The sequence below is a fragment of the Streptomyces sp. NPDC057939 genome, from assembly GCF_042887545.1.
Classification (GTDB): Bacteria; Actinomycetota; Actinomycetes; order Streptomycetales; family Streptomycetaceae; genus Streptomyces.
In genome coordinates, this window is sequence record NZ_JBHVPG010000002.1 from 119,108 (window position 1) to 144,915 (window position 25,808).

The window sequence follows — 25,808 nt, forward strand, 5'->3', positions numbered from 1 at the left end:
ATCCGGTCCCGTACGGAGCCGGGGTCACTCAGCTGCCTTCCCGCCACGCCTGCCACAGCCTCGCGTAGCGGCCGTCCAGGGCCACCAGTTCCTCGTGGCTGCCCTGTTCCACGACGCGACCCGCGTCCAGCACGGCGATCCGGTCCGCCGCCACGGCCTGGGTCAGGCGGTGCGCCACGAACAGGGTGGTGCGTCCCGTGCAGGCGGCCAGCACGGCGCGTTCCAGCTCGGCCGCGCCCTCGCTGCCCGCCTCCGCGGTCGACTCGTCGAGCACGACCACCGGCGCCCGGCCCAGGACGAGCCGGGCCAGGGCGATCTGCGCGACCTTGGTGACGTCGAGCCGCTCGCCGCCCTCACCGACCGGGGTGTCCGGTCCGGCGGGCAGGGCCCGGACCCAGGTGTCGGCGCCGACCGTGGTCAGGGCCGCCATCACCTCGTCGTCGGTCGCGTCCGGAGCTGCCAGCCGGAGGTCCTCGGCGAGCGGTCCGGAGAACACGTGGGTCTCCTGCGTCAGGATGCTCACCAGTGCCCGGGCCCCGGCCTCGTCCACTCCGGCGAGGTCCGTCGGGCCGATGCGCACGGAGCCGGCCTGCGGGGTGCCGATGCCCGCGACCAGGGCGGCCAGGGTCGATTTTCCCGCGCCGGTCGCCCCCACCAGGGCGAGCGAGCCACCGGCCGGGATCGTCAGGTCGACGTCCCGCAGGACCGGTTCCTCGGTGTCCGGGTAGCCGAACGTCAGCCCCCGCACCGTCACCGGGTGGCGCTCGTCCGCGGCCGAAGCGGCGGCCAGGGCGCCGACGAGGCGATCCTCCGCGTCCTCCCCCAGTACTCCGACCAGCCGGGTCAGGCTCGCGCCCGACTTCTGCGCCTCGTCGAAGGTGAACATGATGGAGCCCAGCGGGGTGAACAGTCGGTGGAACAACAGCGGCGCGGCCGACACCTCACCCAGGGTGGCGGCGTCGGCCTCCAGCAGGGCGTACCCGACCACGATGATCAGGACCAGCCCGATGAACTCGGCGCGGTTCTCCCTGCCGACGAAGCGACCGAAGAGCCGGAACACCTCGACGCCGAGGTTGCGCACCCGCCACGACTCGCTGGTGACCTTGTCCCGGACGGCCCCTTCCAGGCGGTACGCCCGGACGGTGTCGATCCCGTTCAGTCCGCTGATCAGCGCCTGCGCGCGGTCGGCCTGGGCTGCGCGCTGCTGCCGGTAGAGCGGGGCGGACACCGGCAGGTACCAGCGCAGGGCCAGCGCGTACGCGGGCAGCGCGCCGGCGCCCGCCAGGCCGAGCCGCCAGTCCAGGCCGAACATGCCGACGGTGGCGATGACGACCAGCACGCCCGCCGAGAACACCGTGGGGACGGCCGTACGGATGCCCTTGGACAGCACGGCCACGTCATCGCCGACCCGGGACAGCACGTCGCCCCGGCCGACCTGTTCGATCCGTGCGCTCGGCATCCCCAGCACGGCCCGGACGGCGCCTTCGCGCAGCCGGGCGAGCAGGTCGGCGCCGAGGCGCCCCACGAGGTACGTCGACACCGCGGTGGCCGCCGCGCCGAGCAACGCGGCGGCCACCATCACCACCCCGGTCGTGATCAGGATCGACCGTGACCCGCCCGCGACGACCGCGTCGACGACCCGGCCGAGCAGCAGCAGCGGGAGTACCTGGAGCGCCGCCCCGGCCACCGTGGTGAGCACGGTGGCCGAGGTCAGCCAGGGCCGTTCGCGGCAGTGCGCGGCCACCCAGCGGGCGGCCTCCCGTCCGGTCGTCGTGTGCAGGGTGGACTGGGCGGCCCCGCGCGTTTCGGTGGTGGTCACCCCTTGCCGACCGACTTGACGAGTTCGTCGATGGCGTAGGGCAGGGACAGCAGGGTGCCCTGGGACATGGCCGCGCCGACCGCGGGTCCCTCGCTGTCCAGCAGGTAGGACACCTTGCCGTTCTTGACGGCGGACAGGTTGGCGAAGAGCTCGAACTTCTTCAGGGCTTCCGTGTCCGCCTTGTCGTTGATGACGAAGAGCCGGTCGACGTCGATCAGGTCCATGCGTTCCGGGGAGAGCGTGGTGAAGAACTTGCCGTCCGCGATCCTGTCGATCTCGGTCTGCCCCTTGAAGCCGATGCCCGTGACGAGCCGTCCCCGTACGTCGGTGGTGGTGAACGGGGCCGCCGCGTCCTTGTACCAGGACAGTGCGACGGCGGTCTGGGAGGCGAACTCGGGGTGGGCGGCGCGGGCCGCGTCCAGCTTGTCCTGGATGCCCTTCACCAGCGCGGCGCCCTCGTCGGCCTTGCCCAGGGCCTTGGAGATGTGGAGGGCGTTGTCCTGCCAGGGAGCGCTGAACGGCTCCTTCTCGGCCTTGGTGCGACCCACCGTCGGTGCGATCTTGGAGAGCTTGTCGTAGGCGGCCTGGTCGATCTCGGAGTACACCGCGATGATCAGGTCGGGGCGCAGGGCGGCGATCTTCTCGTAGTTCGGGCCGGCGTCGCCGTTGTTCATGACGACCTCGGGGCGGGTGGCGCCCCACTTCTCCTTGACCCAGGGCCATTGGGTGTTGATGTCGGGAGCCGTGCCCGGCGGGTTCGGGTACTGGTCGACCATCCCGACGGGCTTGATGCCGAGGGCAAGGATGGCTTGGTCGTCGGTGTAGCCGACGGAGACCACCCGCTGGGGCGCCTTGGTGACCTTCGTCGATCCGAACGCGTGCTCCACGCCGACCGGGAAGGCGCCGGTCGCGGCGGCCGGGGCGCCGTCGCTCTTCTTGTCCCCCTCGCCCTTGGTGTCCGAACCGCACCCGGCGAGGAGGCCGAGCCCGAGGGTGGCCGCGGACAGTAACGCCGCCGCCCTTCGCCGGGAGTTCGTACGCGTCGTTCGCTGGAGAGGCATCCGCAGTCCCTTGCTGTCGTACTGTCCGTTGCAGTCCGTGTCGCGGTTCGACTCGCGGTCCGCGTTGCGGCCGTGTCGCCGTCCGCGTCGCCGTTCCCGTTCGTCTCGTCCTGCCCGAAGGCAGGCAAACCCTACCGTGCGCAAGTGAGGCTAGCCTAGCCTTACTTGCTCCGTATCTTTGTCCGACCTCTCGACCCGTACGTGGGCGCGGCCGATCGGCACGATGAGCGGTCGGTCGCCGACCGGATCGTCGATGACCTTGGCGCGCAGACCGAACGCCTCGTACAACAGATCGGCGTCGATGACGTCGCCGGGATGGCCCTGCGCCAGGATCGAACCCTCCTTCATGACGATGAGGTTGTCGCTGTAGCGGGTCGCCAGGTTGAGGTCGTGGAGCACCATGACCACGGTGCACCCCGACTCGTGGAGGTCGTCCACGAGGTCGAGCACGTCGATCGCGTGCGCGAGGTCCAGGTAGGTGGTCGGCTCGTCCAGCAACAGCAGGTCGGTGCCCTGGGCCAGCGTCATCGAGATCCACACGCGCTGGCGCTGTCCGCCGGACAGCGCATCGACAGGGCGGTCCGCCAGGTCGGCCACGCCGGTCATCGCCAATGCCCGTTCCACGACGGCCGCGTCGTCCGACGACCACTGCCGAAGCCAACTCTGGTGCGGATGGCGGCCCCTGGCCACCAGGTCGGCCACCGTGAGGCCCTCGGGCGCCACCGGGGCCTGCGGGAGCAGGCCGAGCTTCTTCGCCACGTCCCGGGTCCGGAGGGTGGCGATGTCCTCGCCGTCCAGCACGACCGTCCCGCTCGTCGGTTTGAGCAACCGTGACAGGGTCCGCAACAGGGTCGACTTCCCGCACCCGTTGGCGCCGATGATGGTGGTGATCACCCGTGGCGGTACCGCCACGTCGAGGCCGTCGATGACGGTGCGGGCGCCGTACCCGACCGTGACGCCCCGGGCCGCCAGCCTGGAGGAGCCGTCACCTCCGGAGGCGGCGCCGTCACCTCCCGGGCCGGTCCCGGTGATGTGTTGAACGGACACGTTTCCCCCCCAGATCCCGACTTGCTCGAACGTGTGCACCGGTCAGCGGACGTTGGCCCGCACCAGTAGGTAGACGAGGAAGGGGCCGCCGACCGCCGCGGTCACCACACCGACCGGCAGCGTGATCGGCAGCGCCGCGCGCGCGATGAGGTCCGCACCGATCAGCAGGAGCGCTCCGACCACGCCGGAGGCGATCATCGGCGGCGTGGGGCACCTGACCAGCCGCATGGCCACCTGCGGCGCCACGAGGGCGACGAACGGGACCGGACCCGCCGCGCTGACCGCCACCCCGGCCAGTAGGACGGCGCACAGGAGCAGGACCGCCCGGACCACCGCGTACCGGACGCCGAGGCCGGCGGCCACCTCGTCACCGAGGTGCATCGGTTTGAACTGGAAGGCCACGCACGCCACGACGGCCATCAGGACGAGCGTGGACCGGAGCGCGACCGTGATGTCGTCCCAGGAGCGGTTGTCCAGCGAGCCGATCAGCCAGGCCTGCGCCCTGGCCACGTCCCGGATGTCGGCACTGACCAACAGCCAGGTCGTGATCGCCTCCATCACGGCGCTCACCGAGATCCCGATGAGGATGAGCCGGAAGCCGTCCACGCCGCGCCGCCACGCGAGGAAGTACACGAGGAGCCCCGTACCGAGACCACCCGCGAGGGCCGCCCCGGACAGGCCCACGGAGTTGACGACGGCGGTCGCGGTCCCGCCGGACACCGTCACCAGGAACACGGCGACCGCACCGGCGCCCCCCGTGATGCCGAGGATGTCCGGACTGGCCAGCGGATTCCGTGCGATGGACTGGGTGATCGCCCCGGACATGCCGAGCGCGACGCCGACGACGCATCCGGCCAGGGCGCGCGGCATCCGCAAATCCATGATCACGAACTCGTCGACCTGCTCGCCCCCGCCCAGGATCGTGGCGATCACCTGCGGCAGGGCGATGGGGAAGTCCCCGACAGCGATGGACAGGCAGAACACGAGGAAGGTCGCCGTGGCCAGCAACACGGTGACGGCCACCATCCACGGCCGCCAGACGAACGACACCCGGCCCAACCGCACGCCGGGCACCACGGGCGACCTCGCGCCCGACGACCCGGCGTTCGACGACGTCGAGCCCGACGACCGCTCGCCCGGCGACCCGGTGCCGGACGGCCCGGTGCCGGATGACTTCACATCGGATGCCTTCATGACCGCGCCCTCACCTCCGATGCGTTCGTGTCCACCGACATCACGCCCGACGCCTTCGCCTCCGACACCTTCGCGCCGGACGCCTGCACGTCGGATCCCTTCGCGCCCGATGAAGCGACGCAGGACCCGTTCACGCGCTCCTGAACTTTCCGCGCCACACCAGGAACGCGAAGAAGGGAGCGCCGAGGAGGGCCACGACGACGCCCGCGTCCAATTCGCCCGGGCGCACCAGCAGGCGTCCCACGATGTCGCAGACCAGGAGGACGATCGCGCCGAGCAGGCCGGCGTACGGGACGAGCCAGCGATAGTCGGGGCCGGTCAGATATCTGGCCACGTGCGCCACCATGAGGCCGATGAACGCGATGGGCCCGCAGGCCGCGGTGGCAGCTCCGGCCAGCAGGGTGATGGCGATGATGCCGGTGGTGCGGATCAGCGCGACGTTCACCCCCAGTCCCCGCGCCACGTCGTCGCCCAGGTTGAGGAGGTTGACGGCCGGCAGCGTGGTCAGCGCCAGCAGCAACCCGGCCCCGATGAAGGCGGTCACGGGCCAGATCACGTCGAACCCGACCCCGGCGACGGAGCCCGCGTTCCAGAAGCGCAGCGCGTTCAGCGACGCCTTGTCCGAGAGCGCGACCGCCGTCGTCATCGCTGCGAGGAACACGGTCACCCCCTGTCCGGCGAGGGCCAGCGTCAACGGGTTGCCCGCCCCGCGGCCCATGCTCGCCAGCCCGAACACGACGACGCCGGAGACCGCGGCGCCCAGGAAGGCGAACCACACGTACTGGAACGGGTTGACGAACCCGAACACGGCGATCACCGTCACCACCGCGAACGAGGCGCCGGAGTTCACCCCCAACAGGCCGGTGTCGGCGATCGGGTTGCGCGTGTAGCCCTGGATCAGCGCCCCGCCGACCCCCAGGGCGATGCCCGCCACGACCGCGAGCACCGTCCGGGGCACCCGTACGGTCCGCACGATGAGTCTGATCTCGGTGAGCCGCCGGTCCGAGTCCGGCGCCCCGATCAGCCCCTGCCACACCTCCCCGGGGCTCAGCGCCCGGGCCCCGACCGCCAACGACACGACCGCTGCGGTCAGGAGGACCAGCGAGAGGACAAATACGCCGGTAACTCTGCGGTTCTGAAGGTCAGTTGCGCCTTTGCGCGCCGAGCGCTCCACCGTGGTCGTGCCCATGTCGCTGTACGTTATCCCTTCGATCCACCGGGTGAACCCGGATCGGCGGCCCTCACCACCGGCGGCCGCGCGGATGGACGTCGCTCGATGCCGGACGAAGTGTGGCTGGTACTCGAAGCAGGAGGAACGGGACGCACGGGATCGCGGTCGCGTGCAGAACTTAGGCAAGGCTAAGCTGATCTTTTACGGCTGTCGATAGACAAAACGGGCGGGCGGGAGCGCGCGGCCCCCGCACCACCCCCACCCCTGTCCAGGACGGCCGCGCGTTCAGGTCCCGAGGACCTCGCGGATCACGTGACGGGCGTTGGCCGAGATGATGGCATTGGTCGTCCGGTAGTAGGGCAGTTGGATGACCGCCATGGACAGCGCCCAGCCCCGGCTGCGGGCCCACGTCGCGTCGTCCACGTCCACCGCCTCGCGGTAGGCGTGCCGCGCCGGGGCGGGCAGCAGGTTCCAGGCGGGGATGAGGTCGGTGGCGGGTTCTCCCATGCCCACGGTGCCGAAGTCGATGACCGCCGAGACGCGGTCACCCGCCAGCAGCAGGTTGCTCGGCATGAGGTCGGAGTGCGTCCAGCACGCCGGGCCGGTCCAGGGCGGGGCGGCGAGCGCTTCCTCCCAGGCAGCGGTGATCTCGTCGGCGTCGAAGGGCTCGTCGGTGTGGCGCAGCGCCTCGATCGCGGCCCGTACTTCCCGGTCCTCGGTGATCAGCGGCTCGCCGCGGTGCGCGGGCGGACCGTCGGCCAGGTCGACGTTGCGGAAGGCCACGGCGAACTCGGCGAGGTCGCGGGCCACGGGGCCGGGCTCCGCCAGGTCGCCCTCGACGGGGTTGCGGCCTTCGATCCACCGGTACACCGACCAGTGCAGGGGGTACCCCTCCCCCGGAACGCCGGTGACCACGACCTCCGGGATCGGCAGCGGCAGTAGCGGAGCGAGCCGGGGCAGCAGCCGCGCCTCCATGGCGATGGCTTCGCCGCCGCCGGGGCGCAGCGGCAGCCGCACGGTCAGGTCGTCGCCGAGCCGGTAGATCGCGTTGACGGTGCCTCCGGAGGCGAGCCGGGTGACCGGGAGGTCCGCCCACTGGGGGAACTGGGCGCGCAACAACCGCCGGACCAGGCCCGCGTCGGTTTCCGCTTCGTCCGCGTGCATCCTGGCCATGCGCCCCCACCTGCCCGTTCTTCCGGCTCCTGACCCGGATCGTCGCACGACCGCGCCACGCCGCGGAACCGATATTCGCCGTGCCCGCACCGGGCCGGCGCCGTTACCGTGTACCGGCCCCGCCTGCGGCGGGAGCCGGACGGCCCGGACGGCGGTGGCGGGGGATCCGCGTTACCGCTCTCCGGTGGAAACGGAAGAGGGAGAGGACGAACCGTGCTCGACCGAGCGGGCCCACGCCCCCACGGATGGCTTCCGGCTGCGGTCGCCGCCACGACGAATCGGCGGTGGGCGGGATGAACAGCGAGCTGCGGCATGCGGCCGTGGCCGCGCTCGTGGAGTTGGGACGCAGCCACGACCACATCGATCGGGCCGACGCCGGTCAAGGGCTCGCAGCCCTCGCCGAGATGCCCGGAGCCTCCGAACCACTGCGGAGCCTCGTACTCGACCATGCCGACACCTTCGTCACCCGGGTGACCGCGGGGGCCCTGCTCCGGCGGGGGGACCCGGCCGCGCTGAGGGTCGTCGCGTCCGCCCTCGCGGTCGCCGACTCGAATCACGCCGATTGGATCCACACCGCGATCGACGACGTGTACGGCATCCGCTCCGACGACCGGGACGAAGCGGCACGGCTGTGCGCGGAGATGGTCCGCGACCCCGACGGTCGCGTTGCCGAGGGGGCGCGACAACTGCTCGCCGCCCTGGCCGGGATCGAGCGGGTCCTGCGTCCGTTCCGGCCCGGCACGAACGCCGACGTGTGCACGCCGGCCGGCTGATCCCGCAGGAGACGTCCGCGACGCGCATCGGCGGTGGATCGTGCACGTAAGGTGTCGGCATGTCGCTGAGCCACATAGTCCTCTCGTCCGGTCGATCGATCGAACTCACCGGGCTGCGGATGTCATCGACCTATGCCGGGTTGTTGGAGGGCTACCCCTGCAAGGTCGTGAACGACATGCAGGTGCGCGGCCTGCTGTTCGAAGCCGAACGTGATTTCTCCTCCGGGCCCGTCCATCTCGTCCCGCCGTCGCGCGAGTATCCGGACGGGAGCGGTGGCGCCTTCGGCCCTGTCGAGGTGCTGCCCGCCGTGGCATGCATCGGGGCCTTCAGTTCGACGGCCATCGATCCCGACCTCGACCCGTTCCTGCACCGTTCCGCGCTCACGGTGGCCTGGTTCCAGCCCCTCCCGGACGTCCCGTCGGGCGAGGACGCCGATCCCGCGCTCCGCGACATCCGCTGGACGGAACTGGCCCGCGACCACGAGCTCTAGCGTCGGGCACCCGGGGCGGTCCCTCGCCGAACCGGTCGGACCCGGCACGGACCCGGCACGGACCCGGCCCGGATACCCTGCGGCGCATGGGTATGGAACGTGTGATCGTCGCCGGGATCTCGGGATCGGGCAAAACCACGATGGCGACGGCGCTCGCCGCTCGCCTCGGGTTGCCCCGAACCGAGCTGGACGCCCTCTACCACGGTCCGAAGTGGGTGAAGCGCCCCGAGTTCGAGGACGACGTCGCCAGGTTCACCGCCGAGCCCCGATGGGTGTGCGAGGAGCAGTACCATTCCACGCTCGGCGGCCTGTTGTGGACCAGGGCGGACACCCTGGTCTGGCTCGACCTGCCCCGACGGACGGTGATGTGGCGGGTCGTGCGTCGATCGGTCCTCCGGGTCGTCACCCGGCGTGAGTTGTGGAACGGGAACCGGGAGACCCTGCGGGAGTTCCTGTTCGATCCCGAACACCCCATGCGCTGGGCCTGGACCCACCACTCGGTGAGGCGCGCAGCCATCGGTGAGCGACTCGCGGCCCATCCCCACCTCGTCGCCGTCCGACTGCGCGACACCCGGGAGGTACGGCGGTGGCTGAGCGACGTCCGGGCCGGCTCGTAGGGCCAGTCGTCAGGACACCAGGCCCTGTTCCTCCAGTTCGGTCAGCTTGACGGTGCACAGGCCGCCCCGCTCGGTCGTGACGCCCGTGACCTTGAACTGCGTACCGGGCGAGAGGATGAATTCCTCCTCGTCCGTGAACGCGGAGAAGCGGCGGATCCCCACCGCCCGGACCGGGACCACCTCGAAGAGCGTCCGCTTGCCCCGGTTGCCGAGGAAGGCCCGTGCCACACCGAGTTTCGACGTGCACGAGGACACGCCCCACCAGGTCACCGTCCGCCCCAACGGGTACTGCGCTCGCAGGTCCAGGGCCACCCCGCGCCACAACGACTCCGTGCGGGCCGGGAGATGCGACACGGCGGAGAACAGCAGCCGCAGGTACGGCAGGTACGGGACGACCTTCGTGCGGTCAGGGGCACGTAGCACGGCGTTGATCTCGCGGTAGAACGCGGACTCGCACGTGTAGAGGTGGAGCGCGGCGATCGCGTCCGCGGACAGGCCGTCGGCGCCATCGTCGGCCCGCGACCTACCGAACTCGTAGGACCGGTCGACGTGCCGGCCGAGGTCGCGGAGCAGCGCGGCCACCGGAGCGACGGCTTCACCGAAGCCCATCAGCGGGGTGTCGAACACGCCGGTGATCGCCGGGAGGACGAGGCCCTCGTCCTTGACCCCGGAGAGGCGGTCCAGGTAGAGCTGGTGCTGTTCCATGGTGGACGCGATGAACGCGCCCATCCGATCGGCCGTGCCGTCGTTCGTCCCGCCGGCGCCCGCCGCGGCCCGGTTCCACCCCTTGCTCGGCAGCCAGTCGATCCCGTCGGCGCCCAGCGACGCGAGGGCGTCGTTGACCATGCGGAAGTGGTCGCCCTCGCAGAAGACGTCACCCTGCGCGGCCGGGTTGGGGTGGTCGATGTGCCGGACCTCGACGTCCGGGTACTTCTTCTGGAGCCGCAGGACGACGTTCTTCAGGGTGCGTGCGTGTGCCCCCCACCAGGCGAAGACGACGCCCCGGTCCTCCTCGGCCGCCTCCTGCTTCGCCTTGAGGATCTCTTCGACGATGCGCTCGACGACCGGACGCCAGAAGGCCGTGTGCCGTCCGGCTCCCATCGCTCCGTCGGCGCTCGCGGTGAGCGCCGCGTTCAGCAGCAGCACGCCCTGCGTGAGCATCGCCTGGAACCACTCGGGCGGCTGGACCACGTCGTGCTCCGCCAGGAGGGCGCGGACGTCGGCGATCGGGGTCTTCTTGGGGATGCCGTGCTTCCACATCGCTGCCGCCTTGATGATGCAGCGGATGCTCACGACCTTGCCGAACTGACTGTCCTTCCAGTCGTGGAAGGTGTTGTCGAACATGGCTATGCCGGTGGCGCTCTCGGGCCGCGGGTACGGGTTCTGCCCGAAGACCACGACCTTCCACTTGTGTGGCGGATGGGGCTTGAGGGCCTGGAAGGTCAGTTCGCGGACGGGGACGACCTCCGGGCTGCGGCCCTGGCCGATGAAGCCGGACGCTTCCGGTTGCGACTCGATGACCTGCTTCAGCAACGGCAGCCACGGTTCGCCACCGCCCTTGAACAGTTCGGCGAGGGCGAGCGGGTCGGTGAGCGCGCCGGCCTCGGCTCCGGCGTCGACGGGGACGTCGAAAGTGGCGTCGGCATCGGGATCGGCATCGGGATCGGGATCGACCTTGGCATCGGCCGGGGCGTTTTCATCGCGCATCGTGAAGGCACTCCGAATCGTCGGGCGGGCTCATGGCCACAGGGGCGAAGAGGGTGGGGTTGGGGCTGCTGGGGTGTGCCGGCGCGGTCGCGGGCCCCGGAATGGGTGCGGCACGCATCCCGAGCGCTCCTGGGCGGGGCGTCGGGCGTGGGTGGGCCGGTGGGGCCGGGCAGAGCCGTGCGGGGGCGGGCCGGCATGGGTTTCGGGACCGCGTCGGCGTAAATCTGGCGGCAGGCTAACACCGGGCTCGGACACCCGCAATCATGACGGTACGTCACGGTCGGGCTCCGTCAGCCGCGTTGTCAGTGGTGCGCGATAACGTCGTGAGCAGTGCAAAAACCCCTGTCGATCGGAGTGGATCATGGCCGTGGATCTCGTGCAGTCGCCACTGAGAGTGGTACTCGCGGACATCAACACCGAAGTCGTGGCGGCATGGCGGGCGGCATTCGCCGACACTGCCGGGATCGAGATCCGCGAGGGTTCGATACTCGACGAGGAGGTCGATGCCTGGGTCTCCCCCACCAACTCCCGCGGCCGGATGGACGGTGGGGTGGACGCGGTCATCAAGCGGCACCTCGGAGCGGGCATCCAGTTGCGCGTGCAGCGGGCGATCCGCGACCGGTTCGCGGGAAGCCTTCCGGTGGGCAGCGCGGTGACGGTGCCGTCCGGGGCCACGAACCCGAGGTTCCTGATATCGACGCCGACGATGGAAACGTCCGCGGAGAACGTGAGTGACACGTTGAACGTGGCCCTGGCCTGCGCCGCGGCGTTCCAGGCCGTCCACCAGCAGAACCAGCGGGTTCCCGGCAGCATCTCGTCGGTGGCACTGGTCGGCATGGGCGCCCGCACCGGCCGGGTTCCGGCGCGGGTGTGCGCGAACCTGATGTGGACGGGCCACACCCTGTTCAACGACCACCACTTCGAGGACTACGAGGAGTTGCGTCGCACGGTCGTCGCGCAGCTCGACGACATCGACGATGCTCCCACCGACACCCGCATACGCATAGCCCCGCCCCAACGCTCACGATTGGGCTGACACCCCCGAGACGTGATGCCGCCACCAACCGGCATCACGAACTCCGCCCGTGGCATTGGACGTTGTGATGAGCAGGCCCTTAGCGGTGTCGGGGGATGCTGTCACACCGTCGGAAGCCAACAACCGTGCAGGCCGAGCGGGACGCGTACGGGAATGCGTGCGCGGGCCACCGGGCCGGAGGTGGGGTCCTCGGCCGGGATGACCAGGAACCAGCTCGACCCGTCGGTGCGGTCGGTGGCGAAGGTCAGCCAGTAACCGTGCTCGTCCGAACCGGTGCCGCCCGCACCGGATCCGGATCCGTCCGTATCGCGTCCGGGCTCGGGCGCGAAGACCGGCTCGCCGACGGACAGGTTCCCGGCCGACCAGACTTGGCTGGTGCCGGTCTCGGTGTCGTACCAGCGCACGGCGTCGTACTCCCCGGGCAGTAGGTCCGTCCGGCCGGTGTCGGTCGCCAGTGCGACATGGCGGTGGCGGCTTCCGATGCGCCGGTCGTCGATCCGGGGGAACTCCACCCGGGTGTCGTCGAGCATGGTGCGGGCCATACTGCCCGCGACCGGATCGATGCGGGCCCGTACGAGGCCGCCGGTCACCGGGTCCGCGGTGTCCTCGGAGCCCCCGCCGACGGTCAGCCGGCTCCATTGCACGTAGTCGAGGACCACCGGGGCGTCCGCGCCCGGCCCCTCGTCGTACGCGTTCACGGTGTGCCACATCCAGAATGCCTCGTCGGAGGCCCAGCGCAGGGGCCCGCCGTCGCGCGGGATCAGTGCCACGCGGGTGCCCCGCTCCGGCCGCCAGGCCAGGAAGGAGCCGCCCGCCATGGCGGCGCCGAGGTCGAAGAAGACGGGGGCGAGGACGAGAACGGCGTAACGGGCGGTCAGGGCCATGTCGTGGATCATCATGGGCTCGTCCACCCCGTCGACCGGGGTGGGACCGCGCGTCACCGCGCCGTCGCGGTCGATGACCGACCAGGTCAGATGGGGCGGCTCCAGGCCGTAACAGAAGACGACCATCTCACCCGTGACCGGATCGATCTTGGGGTGGGCGGTGATGCCCGCGGGCAGTGCCCCGCCGAAGTCCTCCTTGCCGAGGGTCTCCAGCCCGGTGCCCATGCGGAAGGGGCAGTCCGACTCGGCGAGCGCCAGCAGGCGTCCGCCGTGCCGGACGACGTTGACGTCGGGGAGGTCTCGGAAGGTGCCCGCGAGCTCCGGTCCGACCTGATCGGCGTCCGGCGTGATCATCGATTCGAGGCCGCCCCACAGCGCACGACCCGCCCTTTCCTCGGCGAGCAGCGCCGGGGTACGAACGAATCGGTTCCGGTACCGGGCCCGGCCCTCGGAGAGCCATATGCCGTGCAGCATGCCGTCCCCGTCGATGGGGTAGAGGAAGGAGCCGATCGGCGTGAAGCGCGGGTTGGGCCCGTTGCGCAGGTAGAGACCGTCCAGTGCGTCCGGCAGCACGCCCGTGACCTCCAGGTCGGCCGCCTCGACCTCCTCGGTCACCGGCGCGAACGAACCCTGCAGGTGGGCGACCCTTGTGGGGTCGAAGCGGGGTGGGGTGTGCGTGTTCACGGGACCTCCCGGCATGCGTCCGCGACCGGAGGGCTCCCTACCGACGCGACGGATCCTCCGCGGGCGCGCGTGTGCGGCACCTTCCAGTGAAACCCGGGCCCGCCGCGGGCGCCAGGCGACGACGGCCCGCCGGGCCGGGGACGCGCCGCCGCCCCGGGGCTCGGGCGAGGTCGGGCGGGCCAGTACGGTGAGCCGACCGGGCGTCATGTCCCCTGTCGCGTAAGCACGTCACCGCGTCCGGGAGCGTGTCGTCCGGTCGACCGATCCGTTCCCTGCGACCGAAACGACTCATGACTGTGAACGACATGGACCGAGCCCCCATCGACGACACGCTCTTCGGTGGCGTCACCGTTCGCCAGGACGGCCAGGACCGCATCGAGGTCGATGGCCGGGAGATACCCCGCGCGGTCCTGGAGCGTTCTCCCGGCACGGAGGTGGACCCCCAGATCGCGATCGGCACGCGTGACCCGGCCCTCCTCACCCTGACCGTCGACGGCCGGGAGGCCGGGCTGACGCCGGCGAAGGGCGGGCTGAGCCGACGCTCGTACCGGGTGGACGTGACGTACGACGGAGCCGTCTACCGGCTGGTCCCCGACTCCGTCCCCAGCAGCAGGCTGACCCGCGACGGTACGCACCTGGGCGACTTCTCCAGCGACGGTGACGAGATGGTCATCGCCGAGTGGCAGGAGGGAGCCGAGGTCCGGCCGGTCGACGCCTCGATCGGCTACGCGCTGGCATCGGCGTTCGGCACGGGCGCCCAGCCCATGTGGATGATGATCGTCGACGGTGTGACCAGCGCGCTCCCGTAGCCGCGAGCGCGGGCGGCAGCGGTCAGTCCGCGTGTACGCGCGTACTCCGTAGCGGGTGCGCGGGAGCGGACGCCGGCTCCCCCTGGCGGAGCTCCTCCAGGAGTTCGTGCTGGCCCACCAGCAGCTCGGTCAGGATCCGGCGGGCGGCGCGCAGCAGTTCGGCGACGTCTCCGCCGGCCAGCGCGTAGCTGACGGTCGCGCCGTCGCGTATGGAGACGACGATGCCCGACCGACGCAGCACCGCCAACTGCTGCGAGAGGTTGGACGGTTCGATGTCGATCTCCGCGAGGAGCTCCCGGACGGGAACGGGACCGTTCTGGAGCAGTTCCAGCACACGGATGCGGACGGGGTGGCCCAGCATTCGGAAGAACTCGGCCTTCGCCTGGTACAGGGGTACCTGCATTCCCACGCATGCTCCCGCCGTGTGCGTGGAACGGTGCTTGCCGTTCCGGGGGTTCGGAGTCGGACAGCTGTCGGAACCCATCTTCCCGTTCCGCGGGCCCACGCATGTCTGAGGTTGACCGGTTTCAGATGTGCCGAGTTGAAGAATCCTTCAACTCGTGGGCATGCGTGGGCCCGGGAAGGCCGTGCTACACCTCCAGGGCCGCCTCGATGCGCTTCAGCTGGTGGCGGGCCATGGCCAGGTTGGAATTGCCCTTGTCCAGCACGACGTAGAGGAAGAGCCCGTCCGTACCGCGCCCCCTGAGCAGCCGGATCAGGTGGTACTGGCTGCCGAGGGTGATCAGCAGGTCCTCGATCTCGTCGCGGAGGCCCAGCATCTCCAGGGTGCGCACCTTCGCGCGGATCACATCGGTGTTGCCCGCGGCGGCAACGACCAGGTCAAGGTCCTTTCCACCGCCGAGAGTTCCGAGCGCCATGCCGCTGGTGTAGTCCACCAGTGCCGCTCCCAGCGCCCCCTCGATCGAGGTCATCGTCTCCTTCAAGGACACTTCCACGTTCGCCATCGGTCCAGCTCCCTCACGTGCCGTTCTCCACCGGGGTCCGACACCCGCGTGCACGAAGTCGGACCGATTTCGAAACTCACGCTACTGAGCGCACCCGACGGCGTGCGGAGAATGACGAACATGGCGGAAACCGCTCCCTCCGCCGAGCGCCTCCCGAAGCGCACGACGGGCGGCAACGGGGTTCTCGACGGGCCCCGCAAGTCCCCGATCGAGTGCTTCGGGACCCTGTCCACTCGAACGTGTGAGTTCGGGATCCGTCGCGCCCGAGGGAACCGCCCGGCACCGCCGTTCCGTAATTCCGTTCGAAATCCTCGCCCTCGGGGGCCCGTTACGGTGCCCTGAGGTGAAGGGTTGTTCGAGCACCGCTCGGTTCCGCGTCGACCAGGGAGGCCCCTTGCAGACAGCGTTCGACCACCGTCAGCCAGGTGGGGAAATCGCACGGGACGCCGTCGGGGTCCGCCACCTCGGCGAACACGGCCCCGGGACCGTCCGGTGAGCGGCCGCGAGCGCTACGCGTTGACGGTCGACGTGCACCTGATCCTGGCCCGCGACGGGGCGACCGGCACGGAAGTGCTCTTGTCCCGGCGGTCCGGTGCCGTGTACGCCTCCGGGTTGTGGCACCTGCCGTCGGGGCACCTGGACGGGCCGCACGAGGACGTGGTCGACGGGGTGATCCGCGAGGCGTCCGAGGAGACCGGTGTGGCCATCGACCGGACGGCGGTGGCCCTCGCCACCACCGTCCACCACCGGAGCCCCCACGGCCGTGCCCGCGTCGGCTTCTTCTTCGAGGTCCGGCGCTTCACCGGCGAGCCCGGAATCATGGAGCCCGAGCTCTGCGACGCCATGGGCTGGTACGCCCTCGACGCGCTGCCCGAGCCGATGGTGGCGTACTGCCGCGCCGGACTGGACGCCTACCGCGGCGGCCACCCCGGCGCCCTCCACTTCCAACAGCCCGGCGACCCGGTTCCCCACGAACCCGGCGGACCCGTACGCACCCGGCTGCTGACCGGCCCCTCCCGCGCGGGCGGTGCTCCGTCGCCGGCGCGGGGGCGGACGGGAGCCGCGTACGCGCGCACAGCATCCGACCTGGCCCGGACGCTGCGTCGCGCCCTCCTCGGAGGTCGGTGACGTGCCCCGGGTGGGCGTGGGAGGTGAGGAGACCCGGCTCGTGATCCTCCGGGGCAACTCCGCATCGGGCAAATCCTCGGTCGCGGCCGGGGTCCGTGACCGATTCGGTCGCGGCCTGGCCCTCGTCGGCCAGGACAACGTGCGGCGGGTCGTCCTGAGGGAGCACGACGTGCCCGGCGGCGCCAACATCGGACTGATCGACACGATCGCCCGCTACGCCCTGGACGCGGGCTACCACGTGGTGGTCGAAGGCATCCTGTACGCCGATCGATACGGGGACATGCTCGCGGGCCTGCTGGGCGACCACCGCGGGGTCTCACGCTGCTACTACCTCGACGTCCCGATCGAGGAGACACTGATCCGGCACGCCTCGAAAACCGACCACGAGTACCTGATCCGGGTCACCGAACGGGAACTGCGCACCTGGTACCGCGAACGCGACCTCCTCCCCGGCGGCCCGGAAACCGTCATCGGAGCGGACAACACCCTGAACGCGACGATCGACCTCGTCATGAACGACACCGGGCTCGCCGGCCTACCCCCGCGCGTCGACCGCCCCCGCTCCCCGTCCGTCACGGTCGACCACACCGCCCTCCCCGTCGAACCCCACGACGGAGGACCTCGCCGGTGACCGGGGCTCCTATGCTGCCCGTTCGAGCAACGCGTTCCGGGGAAGAGATGAAACCGCCGATCGCCGAAGCCCCGAAGGAAGGACCGAGCCGACATGTCCCGTGCCGATCTCCTCGCGGTCTACGCCCATCCCGACGACGAGTCCCTGTCCGCCGGTGGTGTCCTCGCCCGGCACGCCGCGGCGGGCGCGCGGACCGGCGTCGTGACGGCGACCTGGGCGCCCGACAGCCACCGCGCCGGTGAGCTCGCCGACGCCTTGCGGATCCTCGGGGCCGGGGAGCCCCGCATGCTCGGCTACGCCGACCATCGGGTTCCGTCGTCGGCCCCCGGGCGGCCGCGGTGGTGCGACGCTCCGCTCGACGAGACCATCGGGCGGGTGGTCGCTCACGTGCGGGCCTTCCGGCCGGCCATCGTCGTCACCCACGACTCCCAGGGGGACTCCGGCCACCCCGACCACGTCCACACCCACCGCGTGACCCTGCTGGCCGTGCACGCCGCCGGACTCGAAGGGTTCCTCCCCGAGACAGGTCCCCCGTGGCGGCCCGGAGCCCTGTACCTGTCCTCCCATCCGCGCTCCGCCTCGGGCGAGCTGGACGAGCTGCTCGCCGGGGTCGGCAAACGGGTGCACGCCGTTGCCGACGACACGATCGGCGCGACCGTCGACGTCCGCCCCTGGATCGAGCAGAAGTGGGCGGCGATCCTGGCCCACCACTCGGAGGCGTCCCGGGCGCGCTCGCTCCCCGGGCTCCTGTCCGGGGTGCCGGCGGCGGCCCGGGAACGGATCCTGGGCACGGAACGCTTCGTGCGGCACGACCTCACCCCGGGCTCCGGGGGCCTGACGGAGCTGACGGCATGAGCCCGTCGGCGGTCCGCGGGGTCACGGGATCGGGGCCGGATCCGACCCCGATCGGGGTCCTTCCGAGATTCGGTTTTGCATGACCATGCATTATTGCGCATACTCTTCCTATGTCTAAGGTTCTCACCTCCCTTCCCGCCGGCGAGCGCGTCGGCATCGCCTTCTCCGGCGGCCTCGACACCTCCGTCGCGGTCGCTTGGATGCGCGACAAGGGCGCCATCCCGTGCACCTACACCGCCGACATCGGCCAGTACGACGAGCCCGACATCGCCTCGGTGCCCGGCCGTGCGAAGACCTACGGCGCCGAGGTCGCGCGCCTGGTCGACTGCCGGGCGGCGCTCGTGGAAGAAGGCCTGGCCGCGCTGACGTGCGGGGCGTTCCACATCCGCTCGGGCGGGCGCGCCTACTTCAACACCACGCCGCTCGGCCGCGCCGTCACGGGGACGCTCCTCGTACGGGCGATGCTGGAGGACGACGTCCAGATCTGGGGCGACGGATCGACCTTCAAGGGCAACGACATCGAGCGGTTCTACCGCTACGGCCTGCTCGCCAACCCGCACCTGCGCATCTACAAGCCGTGGCTCGACGCCGACTTCGTGACGGAGCTCGGCGGCCGCAAGGAGATGTCGGAGTGGCTGCTGGCCCACGACCTCCCCTACCGCGACAGCGCCGAGAAGGCGTACTCCACCGACGCCAACATCTGGGGTGCCACCCACGAGGCCAAGACCCTCGAACACCTGGACACCGGCGTGGAGACCGTCCAGCCGATCATGGGCGTCCGGTTCTGGGACCCCTCGGTCGAGATCGCCACCGAGGACGTGACCATCGGCTTCAACCAGGGCCGCCCGGTGACGATCAACGGCAAGTCCTTCGGATCGCCCGTCGACCTGGTGATGGAAGCGAACGCCATCGGCGGTCGGCACGGCATGGGCATGTCGGACCAGATCGAGAACCGGATCATCGAGGCCAAGAGCCGCGGCATCTACGAGGCGCCCGGCATGGCGCTGCTGCACGCGGCGTACGAGCGGCTGGTCAACGCGATCCACAACGAGGACACCCTCGCCCAGTACTACAACGAGGGCCGGCGCCTCGGCCGCCTGATGTACGAGGGCCGCTGGCTGGACCCGCAGGCGCTGATGGTCCGCGAGTCGCTGCAGCGCTGGGTCGGCGCGGCCGTCACCGGTGAGGTCACGCTGCGGCTGCGGCGCGGTGAGGACTACTCGCTCCTCGACACCACCGGCCCGGCGTTCAGCTACCACCCGGACAAGCTGTCCATGGAGCGCACCGAGGACTCCGCGTTCGGTCCGGTGGACCGGATCGGCCAGCTCACGATGCGCAACCTCGACATCGCCGACTCGCGCGCCAAGCTGGAGCAGTACGCCGTTCTCGGCCTGATCGGCAGCGACAACCCCGCGATCGGTGCCGCCCAGGCAGCCGCGACCGGGCTCATCGGCAGCCTCCAGGAGGGCGGCGCCGAAGCCATCGCCTCCCGCGGCGAGGTCTCCGCCGACGAGGAAGTGCTGGACCGCGCCGCGATGGAGTCCGGCACGGACTGATCCGGCGCGCCGGGCGCGGGCCCGGTGCTCCGACGGGACGCGTCACGCGAAGGGCCGTCCCGGCGCCCCATGGGTGTCGGGACGGCCCTTCGCGTGGTCCGGGGCCGGGGCGGGCGAGCCGCGCGGTGCGGCCGGGGTGCGATCAACCCGGTGCGGGGGTGCGATGGAAACCCGGCGTCGAGCCGTCGCGCGACCAGCGGACGGTCGGCCGGAGATTCGGCGGTGATCACCGTGGACGCGCAGCCCGACACCCCCTCCCGAGCCCCCCGGCACCGTCGCCGGGCCGCCCCCCTCCGGGCCGCCCCGGGACACGTCGGTCCGACGGCTGCCGCCGGTCCCGCGTGGCTCGTCCCGACCCTGGTCATGCTCCTGGCCCTCGTACTCGCCCTCGCCCCCGCGGGCCCGGCGGCGCGGGCGGCCCCGGCCGACCGTTGCAGTCCGGGCTGGGTGTGCGGTTGGACGGACCCCGGCTACGCGGGTGTGGCGAGCCTCGTGGCGCACGACATGCCGCGGTTTCCCGCGACGACCGCGTACGTCGGGTTCAACGACGGGGCGTCGGTGTGGAACGGCGGCCGGACGTGGCGCGACGGCGGCGGCCGCACGTGGGGGCGCTGCGTCACCGTGTACAGCGGTGTCGGTTACACGGGGAAGCAGCTGACCGTCCGTCCCGGGCAGGGTGTCCCCCGGCTCCCCGCCGACTTCGACGCCGTGCGGTCCGGCCGGTTCCACGTGTGCCGCGTGTCCTGACCTCCCCGTCGCAGGGGCGGGCGCGGCGTGCTCAGCCGGTGGTTCGGACCGGGAAGGTGAACCGGTAGCCCTCGGCCGAGAGCCAGGGGAGGTACTGGCGCAGCGCGGCGACGGTCTCGCTGCGGTCCCCGCCCCCGTCGTGGAAGAGCACGGTGGGCCGGGTCGGCAGGTCCTTCTCCACGGCCGAGACGATGGCATCGAGGCCCGGCTTGCTCCAGTCCTTGGGGTCCACGGTCCAACCGAGCGGCCGCATGCCGTTCGCGGCGGCGATGGCGCGGCTCTGCGGGGTGAAGGCCCCGCCCGGCGCGCGGTAGTAGTCCACGGAGACCCCGGGGGCCGCCTCCTCGATCATCTTCTTGCCGTCGAGGATCTGGCGGCTCTGGTAGTCGACGGGCTTGTGGTCCATCGTCACGTCGTGGTCGACGGAGTGGTCGCAGAGCCGGTGCCCGGCGGCGGCGACCTGACGGACCAGGTCCGGGTGCGCCCGGGCCTGCGTGCCGATCATGCAGAACGTGGCCTGGACGTGGTTCTCCTTCAGGACCTCCAGAACCTGCGGGGTCCACCGGGGGTCCGGGCCGTCGTCGATCGTGATCGCGATGTCACGACCGGTTCCCTGGGCGAGCCGGGATATCCCTTCCGGCGTGCTCGCGGGCGCCGCCCCGGGGACCTGCGGCTGCGCCTGTACGGGACCGGAACCGGAACCGGGCGCCGCGGGCGCCTGTCCCGGGGTGCCGCCACCGGCAGCGAGGGCCGGTGCGCCGGCCGCGGCCAACAGGCCCAGGACGGCTGCCGTCACGGTGATGCCCGTACGACGGCGGCGGCTTCCGGAGGTGGTGGTGCCCATGGATGTGCTCTTCCCTTGCACTCGGCCCCCCTGGACTCGCGTTGCCCGTCCAGGCTAGGCGGCGGGTCGGGCGGCGCCCATGGGCCGAACGGCCCATGCCGGCCGTACGGGGCGTGAGAACGGCCACTCGGCGCACGGGAATGGGCCGGGGCCGGCGCGCGGGAGCGCCGCGCGGGGTGCGGCGCGTACGGGCCGGCGCGTGCGGGCCGGCGCGTGCGGTCGGTCCTCCGCGGAGGACCTCGTACGACCCTCCCCGCGCGGGTCCGCGCGGGCGGCCAGTCGGGTCGATTCGGGACGCCGTCCGTGGGCAGGCCGGGCGGGAGGGGCATTTTTTCGGCGCCTGCGGGCATCCGGACCGGCATGACCGTATACGTCGTCACCGTTCCCGGGACCCTACTGACCGAGCTCACGCCCGACGCGCGCGCCGAGCTGCTCCGAGCCCTCCGTCCGGCCGACCCGCGCACCACGGACGTCGGCGTGGAGGAGGACCTGCACCTCCTCTCCCTGTATCCGGAATCGCCCGGCTTCGCCCTTCACCTGGAGGTGGAGGCGGCCGACACGGGGTCCGCCGAGCAGAAGGCGCGCGATCTGGCGACGGAGGCGCTGGGACGCGCCGGTCTGGGCGGGGAAGGGGCCCGCCTGGGTGATCCCGTCATCACGGGCATCGCCACCGAATAGGCGGGCCGGTCGGGCGCCGCCGCGCTTCGTCCCGGCGGCGTATCCGCGTACCGCTCAGGTCGGAGCGGAGTCGTCCCGCAAATCATCATCCGGGCGCATCGGTCGGCCCGTCGCCGCCGTCATGATTTCGAGCATGGATCAAGAACTCGGCACCCTCGCCCAGCAGACCGCCGACCGACTCGGGCAGCAGCGCGTCGGCGTGGTGGTGGCCGCCGTGGCCGGGGACCACGTGGAGATCAGGGGCACCGGCAGCACCGGTGGGGACCTCGCCCGCGCCCCTGGGCCGGACACCCTGTTCGAGATCGGGTCGGTGACGAAGTCGCTCACGGCCCTCACCCTGGCGCGCATGGCGGTACTGGGCTCGGTGGACCTGGACGAGCCGCTGCGCGACCTCCTGCCGAGCGGCGTGGTCGTGCCGTCGCGCGCGGGCCGGCAGATCTCGCTGCGTCACCTCGCGAACCACACGTCCGGCCTGCCGCGCCTGCCGCGCGGCATGATGCTCCAGGCCCTGCTCCACCCCTCCAAGCCGGATCCGTACGCCGACTGCACCGCGGACGTGCTCCTGTCCGGGCTCGCCCGGACCCGGCTGCGGGCAACCCCGGGGCAGAGGTTCCACTACTCGAACCTCGGAGCCGGACTGCTGGGACTGGCCCTCGCCCGCCGGGCGGGCACGGACTACGAGAGCCTCGTGACCCGGGAGGTCTGCGCTCCGCTGGGCATGCGCGACACCCTCGTCACGGTGGACGGCACCAGGGCGGAACGGTCCGCGCGGGGTCACGGTCGGCGCGGGCGCCCGGTCCGGCCCTGGAACCTGGCCGACCTGGCGGGGGCGGGCGGCCTGTGGTCGACCGCGAACGACATGGTGGCCTTCGTACGGGCGCAGCTCGACGGCGGTCCCGCGGAACTCGCCGACGCGATCCGCACGACCCGGGCCGACCAGCACCGTACGAGTCCCTTCGGCTGGGTGCACCTCGGCTGGACGGCTCACCGCCTCCACCCTAAGCAGGGCTCCCACCTGCAGATCTGGCACAACGGGGGGACCGGGGGCTTCTCCTCCTTCGTCGGCTTCGACCCGGAGACGCGCTGCGCCGTCATCGCGCTCGCCAACTCCGCGCGCCCGGTGGACCGCCCCGCCCTCGACCTCCTACGAGCCTTGCAGTCGCAGGCCGCCCGAGGGACGTCGGGACGGTAGGACACGCGGCGCGGGCAGCTCGCGGGCGGGGCGGTGGTGCGTGCGGCCGACCGCGCCCCTTCGTCGGATCCGGTGGACTCCGTAGCCCGTACCGGCGGGCCCGCGACGTCTTCCGGGCGTGTACGGCCCGCCGGAGCCGCTCCGCCTGCCACCCTCGGCACCCATGGATGTCAGCACCTTCTACGCCCTGTTCTCCGCCACCTGTTTCACCCTCGTCGGGCTGTGGTGGAACGTCGTGCAGAGCCACCACGACTGGATGCGCGATCCCGCCCTGCGACGCGTCGTCGGCGGGATCTACCTGTCGTTCCTGCTCCCCGCCCTGATGGGGCTGTTCGCCCAGGTCGGCGGCACCGAGCAACCGCAGATCTGGCGCGGGGCCTTCATCGTGCTGGCCATCATCGGCTGCGGGTGCACGCTGCGCCTGCTGTCCCTCGGGCGGGGCAACCGTTTCCTGGTGTGGCAGCAGGCCGGGGCCGCCGTCCTCTACGCCCTGATCGCCGTCGTGGGCGCCTTTCCCGAACTCGGCCGCCACACCGGTCTGCGCCCCATCCAGGCCGAGGCCATCATGCTCATCACCCTGATCGTCCTCGGCCACGCCCTGGTCTGGCGCTTCATGGCGGGCGAGGGACGCCAGCCGGAAGAAGCCTGACGGGCAACGGCCACCGGGCGACGGCCGCCGTCCGGGCGGGCGTTCGGCGGTTCCGTGAGGGCGTTCGGACTGTACCGCGCAACGGCGGCTCCGGGCACGGGAATCGACGTATCCGGAGCGCGGCAGCGGTCGGCGGCGCCAGGATGGGTGGATGGATCCTGGGAATGTGGTGCCGGGCGGATCACGGCCGATCGTGGTGCGGGTGCCGGTGGAACCGGTCGAGGCCGTGGTGGAGGCCGACGCGATCGACGCCGTGGTGGGCGCGGGCGATCCGGCGGTGCGCGGTCCCCTCTTCGGGGTCGCCGAACAGCGGGCCGGGGACGCGCCGCGGTGGCGGGTGGTGATCGAGGTGACGTTCGGTTGTCCGCAGCAGGCACGTGACGGGCTGAACTCCTGGCTGTGGTTCCGTGCGAAGGACCACGCGCAGGACCGGGAGGAGCGGCGGGAGCTGCTGGCGGCCGTCTCCCGGCTGGAGACCGAGCGCGTCGACGAGTTGTCCGCCGCCGGGACCCGGTACCGGATCGTGCGTGCCGAGGAGTACGCCGGCGCGGGCCCGGGCGGCATCGAGCAGCCCCGGCCGACGGACCCGGAGCCCCTCGTCCCGGACTGGGACCGTACGTCCGAGGTCCCCGGGATCGACCAGGGTCTGGTCGTCGACCCGGACGCGCCCGTCACCCCGAGCCGGGCGCTGGAGCAGATGGCGTTGCGCGGCCTGTGCTACACGGGTGCGCGTTTTCCCGCCGACGTGCGCGCCGACGCGCGGCGGGCGTTGGACACGCATCCGGACGTGCTGCTGCTGCCGGCGACGTTCACGGTCGCGGAGCGGCGCGGGAACGGCTGGAGCCCGATCAGCGGTCCGCACGCCACCGCCCACGAGGCCCGCAAGTCCTTGGACTTCGCCCTGACCTGGATGTGGCCGCGCATGCACGGCCTCATCTCCCCCGTCGCCGGCCCGCACGTCGACGCCCGTACGGGAACGCCGGACGCCGCGCGGGCCGCGCGGCTGGCCACGTACGCCAGGGCCGCGGACTCCCTGCGGGTGGGGCGCGTGAACCGGCTGGAACTGGACGGCTCCGTCTACCAGATCGTCCGGACCCGCAGGTTGCTGCGCTGGGGCCCCGACGGGCCCGAGGGCCCGCGCCCCTCCGACGTCAACAGCCAGGAACCGATGCGGATCCACCTCGCGCTCGACGAGGACGGCGACGTCCACCCTCAGGGCTGAGGCAGGGGGCCGTCTGCGAGCATGACGGGATGGAATCCATTCGACGGACCGTCGGCTCCGCGTCCCCCCTGGAACCGCGGATCGGTTTCTCGCGCGCGGTCCGGGCGGGCAACCACGTGGCGGTGGCCGGCACGGCCCCCATCGGCGACGACGGCTCGACCGTCGGCCCCGGGGACGTCTACGCCCAGACCGTACGGTGCCTCGACATCGCCGTGCGTGCGCTGGAGGCGGCCGGGGCGGCGGTGTCGGACGTCACCCGCACCCGTCTGATGCTGACCGACGTGACCCGGTGGGAGGAGGCGGCGCGGGCGCACGGTGAGCGGTTCGCGTCGGTGCGGCCCGCGTTGACGGTCGTCGAGGTGTCCCGCTTCATCGATCCCGACTGGCTGGTCGAGGTCGAGGTCGACGCCGTCATCGTGTGAGCGGTCGCGCGGGTCGACCGGCGGGGTGGGCCGGGCGCGCGGCAGGCCGTGCCCGACGACGCCGGTCCCCGGCCGGGCCACACCGGTGAAACCGTGCGCGATCGTGCCCGGTTCGGCGGTCGGACCGGGGACAATCACCGGGTGAGCACTCCAACCCAGTCCCAGCGCGGCGTCGGCCGCGGCGTCAGCACCCTCATCCCGCAGAGCGCCACCGACCAGGCCATGGCCGCGCTCACGGGACTCGAAACGGTGCCCGTCCACGTCGGGCTCCTCCAGGCGGCGACCCTCCTGTTGGAGGAGGCCGCACGGACCGCCTCCGACGACGCGACGAAGGCCGCCATGGCCAGAACGGCGGGCATGCTGCGCGCCGCCATGTGACACCGGGACGGGACGCGGCCGTCCGGGCGCACGCGCCCCGTCCGTACGGTGCGATCCGCTCCGACCCGGCGGACG

General features: G+C 71.8%; 27 protein-coding genes. 16 read left to right on the plus strand and 11 right to left on the minus strand.

The features are described from left to right. Positions 1-28: 28 nt before the first annotated feature. The 6 genes from ACFVS6_RS02760 to ACFVS6_RS02785 all read right to left on the minus strand — a co-directional run bounded on the left by ACFVS6_RS02760 (position 29) and on the right by ACFVS6_RS02785 (position 7,456). Positions 29-1,819, minus strand: coding sequence for an ABC transporter ATP-binding protein (locus ACFVS6_RS02760; RefSeq protein WP_389700138.1), 1,791 nt, complete (start codon positions 1,817-1,819; stop codon positions 29-31). Then, on the minus strand, positions 1,816-2,880 hold the full coding sequence (locus ACFVS6_RS02765; RefSeq protein WP_389700139.1) for an iron-siderophore ABC transporter substrate-binding protein: 1,065 nt from the start codon (positions 2,878-2,880) through the stop codon (positions 1,816-1,818). Before ACFVS6_RS02765 ends, ACFVS6_RS02760 begins: the two co-directional genes overlap by 4 nt. Before the next feature lie 150 nt (positions 2,881-3,030). Further along, positions 3,031-3,927, minus strand: a complete 897-nt coding sequence (locus tag ACFVS6_RS02770) for an ABC transporter ATP-binding protein (RefSeq protein ID WP_389700140.1) — start codon at positions 3,925-3,927, stop codon at positions 3,031-3,033. 42 nt (positions 3,928-3,969) lie between these two features. Further along, a complete protein-coding gene (locus tag ACFVS6_RS02775; RefSeq protein WP_389700141.1) occupies positions 3,970-5,121 on the minus strand; it encodes a FecCD family ABC transporter permease in 1,152 nt (383 codons plus the stop codon). Between the two features lie 130 nt (positions 5,122-5,251). Then, a complete protein-coding gene (locus ACFVS6_RS02780; protein WP_389700142.1) occupies positions 5,252-6,310 on the minus strand; it encodes a FecCD family ABC transporter permease in 1,059 nt (352 codons plus the stop codon). A gap of 267 nt (positions 6,311-6,577) precedes the next feature. Continuing rightward, a complete protein-coding gene (locus ACFVS6_RS02785; RefSeq protein WP_389700472.1) occupies positions 6,578-7,456 on the minus strand; it encodes an aminoglycoside phosphotransferase family protein in 879 nt (292 codons plus the stop codon). A gap of 302 nt (positions 7,457-7,758) precedes the next feature. Between ACFVS6_RS02785 and ACFVS6_RS02790 the strand changes: the two genes are divergently transcribed. The 3 genes from ACFVS6_RS02790 to ACFVS6_RS02800 all read left to right on the plus strand — a co-directional run bounded on the left by ACFVS6_RS02790 (position 7,759) and on the right by ACFVS6_RS02800 (position 9,346). Further along, the gene (locus ACFVS6_RS02790; RefSeq protein ID WP_389700143.1) at positions 7,759-8,238 is read left to right on the plus strand and encodes a hypothetical protein; all 480 of its coding nucleotides are present in this window, start codon (positions 7,759-7,761) and stop codon (positions 8,236-8,238) included. 59 nt (positions 8,239-8,297) lie between these two features. Next, entirely contained in the window at positions 8,298-8,729 is a 432-nt protein-coding gene (locus ACFVS6_RS02795) for a hypothetical protein (protein ID WP_389700144.1), read from the plus strand. 86 nt (positions 8,730-8,815) lie between these two features. After that, on the plus strand, positions 8,816-9,346 hold the full coding sequence (locus ACFVS6_RS02800; RefSeq protein ID WP_389700145.1) for an adenylate kinase: 531 nt from the start codon (positions 8,816-8,818) through the stop codon (positions 9,344-9,346). Between the two features lie 9 nt (positions 9,347-9,355). Here the strand turns inward: ACFVS6_RS02800 and ACFVS6_RS02805 are convergent, their stop codons facing one another. Then, the gene (locus ACFVS6_RS02805) at positions 9,356-11,053 is read right to left on the minus strand and encodes an ADP-ribosyltransferase domain-containing protein (RefSeq protein WP_389700146.1); all 1,698 of its coding nucleotides are present in this window, start codon (positions 11,051-11,053) and stop codon (positions 9,356-9,358) included. Between the two features lie 361 nt (positions 11,054-11,414). On the opposite strand from ACFVS6_RS02805, the gene ACFVS6_RS02810 reads away from it, so the two are divergent. Next, a complete protein-coding gene (locus tag ACFVS6_RS02810; protein WP_389700147.1) occupies positions 11,415-12,089 on the plus strand; it encodes a macro domain-containing protein in 675 nt (224 codons plus the stop codon). Positions 12,090-12,190: 101 nt separating this feature from the next. Here ACFVS6_RS02810 and ACFVS6_RS02815 read toward each other — a convergent pair whose 3' ends face one another. Further along, the gene (locus ACFVS6_RS02815) at positions 12,191-13,657 is read right to left on the minus strand and encodes a carotenoid oxygenase family protein (protein WP_389700148.1); all 1,467 of its coding nucleotides are present in this window, start codon (positions 13,655-13,657) and stop codon (positions 12,191-12,193) included. A gap of 305 nt (positions 13,658-13,962) precedes the next feature. Between ACFVS6_RS02815 and ACFVS6_RS02820 the strand changes: the two genes are divergently transcribed. Continuing rightward, positions 13,963-14,466, plus strand: coding sequence for a hypothetical protein (locus ACFVS6_RS02820; RefSeq protein ID WP_389700149.1), 504 nt, complete (start codon positions 13,963-13,965; stop codon positions 14,464-14,466). 22 nt (positions 14,467-14,488) lie between these two features. Here the strand turns inward: ACFVS6_RS02820 and ACFVS6_RS02825 are convergent, their stop codons facing one another. Both ACFVS6_RS02825 and ACFVS6_RS02830 read right to left on the minus strand, forming a co-directional pair. Further along, positions 14,489-14,869 (minus strand): ArsR/SmtB family transcription factor, encoded by a 381-nt coding sequence (locus ACFVS6_RS02825; protein ID WP_389700150.1) that lies wholly within the window; start codon positions 14,867-14,869, stop codon positions 14,489-14,491. Positions 14,870-15,056: 187 nt separating this feature from the next. Continuing rightward, positions 15,057-15,431, minus strand: a complete 375-nt coding sequence (locus ACFVS6_RS02830) for a hypothetical protein (RefSeq protein WP_389700151.1) — start codon at positions 15,429-15,431, stop codon at positions 15,057-15,059. A gap of 492 nt (positions 15,432-15,923) precedes the next feature. Between ACFVS6_RS02830 and ACFVS6_RS02835 the strand changes: the two genes are divergently transcribed. From ACFVS6_RS02835 to ACFVS6_RS02855, 5 genes are all read left to right on the plus strand, one after another. Then, positions 15,924-16,559: an NUDIX domain-containing protein gene (locus ACFVS6_RS02835; RefSeq protein ID WP_389700152.1), complete on the plus strand. Its 636-nt coding sequence runs from the start codon at positions 15,924-15,926 to the stop codon at positions 16,557-16,559. Position 16,560: 1 nt separating this feature from the next. Continuing rightward, a complete protein-coding gene (locus tag ACFVS6_RS02840) occupies positions 16,561-17,190 on the plus strand; it encodes a kinase (RefSeq protein ID WP_389700153.1) in 630 nt (209 codons plus the stop codon). Positions 17,191-17,283: 93 nt separating this feature from the next. Next, a complete protein-coding gene (locus ACFVS6_RS02845) occupies positions 17,284-18,045 on the plus strand; it encodes a PIG-L deacetylase family protein (protein WP_389700154.1) in 762 nt (253 codons plus the stop codon). 110 nt (positions 18,046-18,155) lie between these two features. Beyond that, positions 18,156-19,601, plus strand: coding sequence for an argininosuccinate synthase (argG, locus tag ACFVS6_RS02850; protein ID WP_389700155.1), 1,446 nt, complete (start codon positions 18,156-18,158; stop codon positions 19,599-19,601). 222 nt (positions 19,602-19,823) lie between these two features. After that, on the plus strand, positions 19,824-20,348 hold the full coding sequence (locus tag ACFVS6_RS02855) for a peptidase inhibitor family I36 protein (RefSeq protein WP_389700156.1): 525 nt from the start codon (positions 19,824-19,826) through the stop codon (positions 20,346-20,348). Between the two features lie 31 nt (positions 20,349-20,379). Here ACFVS6_RS02855 and ACFVS6_RS02860 read toward each other — a convergent pair whose 3' ends face one another. Continuing rightward, the gene (locus ACFVS6_RS02860; RefSeq protein WP_389700157.1) at positions 20,380-21,192 is read right to left on the minus strand and encodes a polysaccharide deacetylase family protein; all 813 of its coding nucleotides are present in this window, start codon (positions 21,190-21,192) and stop codon (positions 20,380-20,382) included. 360 nt (positions 21,193-21,552) lie between these two features. On the opposite strand from ACFVS6_RS02860, the gene ACFVS6_RS02865 reads away from it, so the two are divergent. The 6 genes from ACFVS6_RS02865 (at position 21,553) to ACFVS6_RS02890 (ending at position 25,733) form a co-directional block, all read left to right on the plus strand. Further along, positions 21,553-21,870 (plus strand): hypothetical protein, encoded by a 318-nt coding sequence (locus ACFVS6_RS02865; RefSeq protein WP_389700158.1) that lies wholly within the window; start codon positions 21,553-21,555, stop codon positions 21,868-21,870. Positions 21,871-22,003: 133 nt separating this feature from the next. After that, positions 22,004-23,062 (plus strand): serine hydrolase domain-containing protein, encoded by a 1,059-nt coding sequence (locus ACFVS6_RS02870; protein ID WP_389700159.1) that lies wholly within the window; start codon positions 22,004-22,006, stop codon positions 23,060-23,062. 163 nt (positions 23,063-23,225) lie between these two features. Further along, entirely contained in the window at positions 23,226-23,711 is a 486-nt protein-coding gene (locus ACFVS6_RS02875) for a hypothetical protein (protein ID WP_389700160.1), read from the plus strand. Between the two features lie 151 nt (positions 23,712-23,862). Next, a complete protein-coding gene (locus ACFVS6_RS02880) occupies positions 23,863-24,933 on the plus strand; it encodes a DUF5954 family protein (RefSeq protein WP_389700161.1) in 1,071 nt (356 codons plus the stop codon). 29 nt (positions 24,934-24,962) lie between these two features. After that, positions 24,963-25,355, plus strand: a complete 393-nt coding sequence (locus ACFVS6_RS02885) for a RidA family protein (protein ID WP_389700162.1) — start codon at positions 24,963-24,965, stop codon at positions 25,353-25,355. A gap of 141 nt (positions 25,356-25,496) precedes the next feature. Then, positions 25,497-25,733, plus strand: a complete 237-nt coding sequence (locus tag ACFVS6_RS02890) for a hypothetical protein (RefSeq protein ID WP_389700163.1) — start codon at positions 25,497-25,499, stop codon at positions 25,731-25,733. Positions 25,734-25,808: the final 75 nt, after the last annotated feature.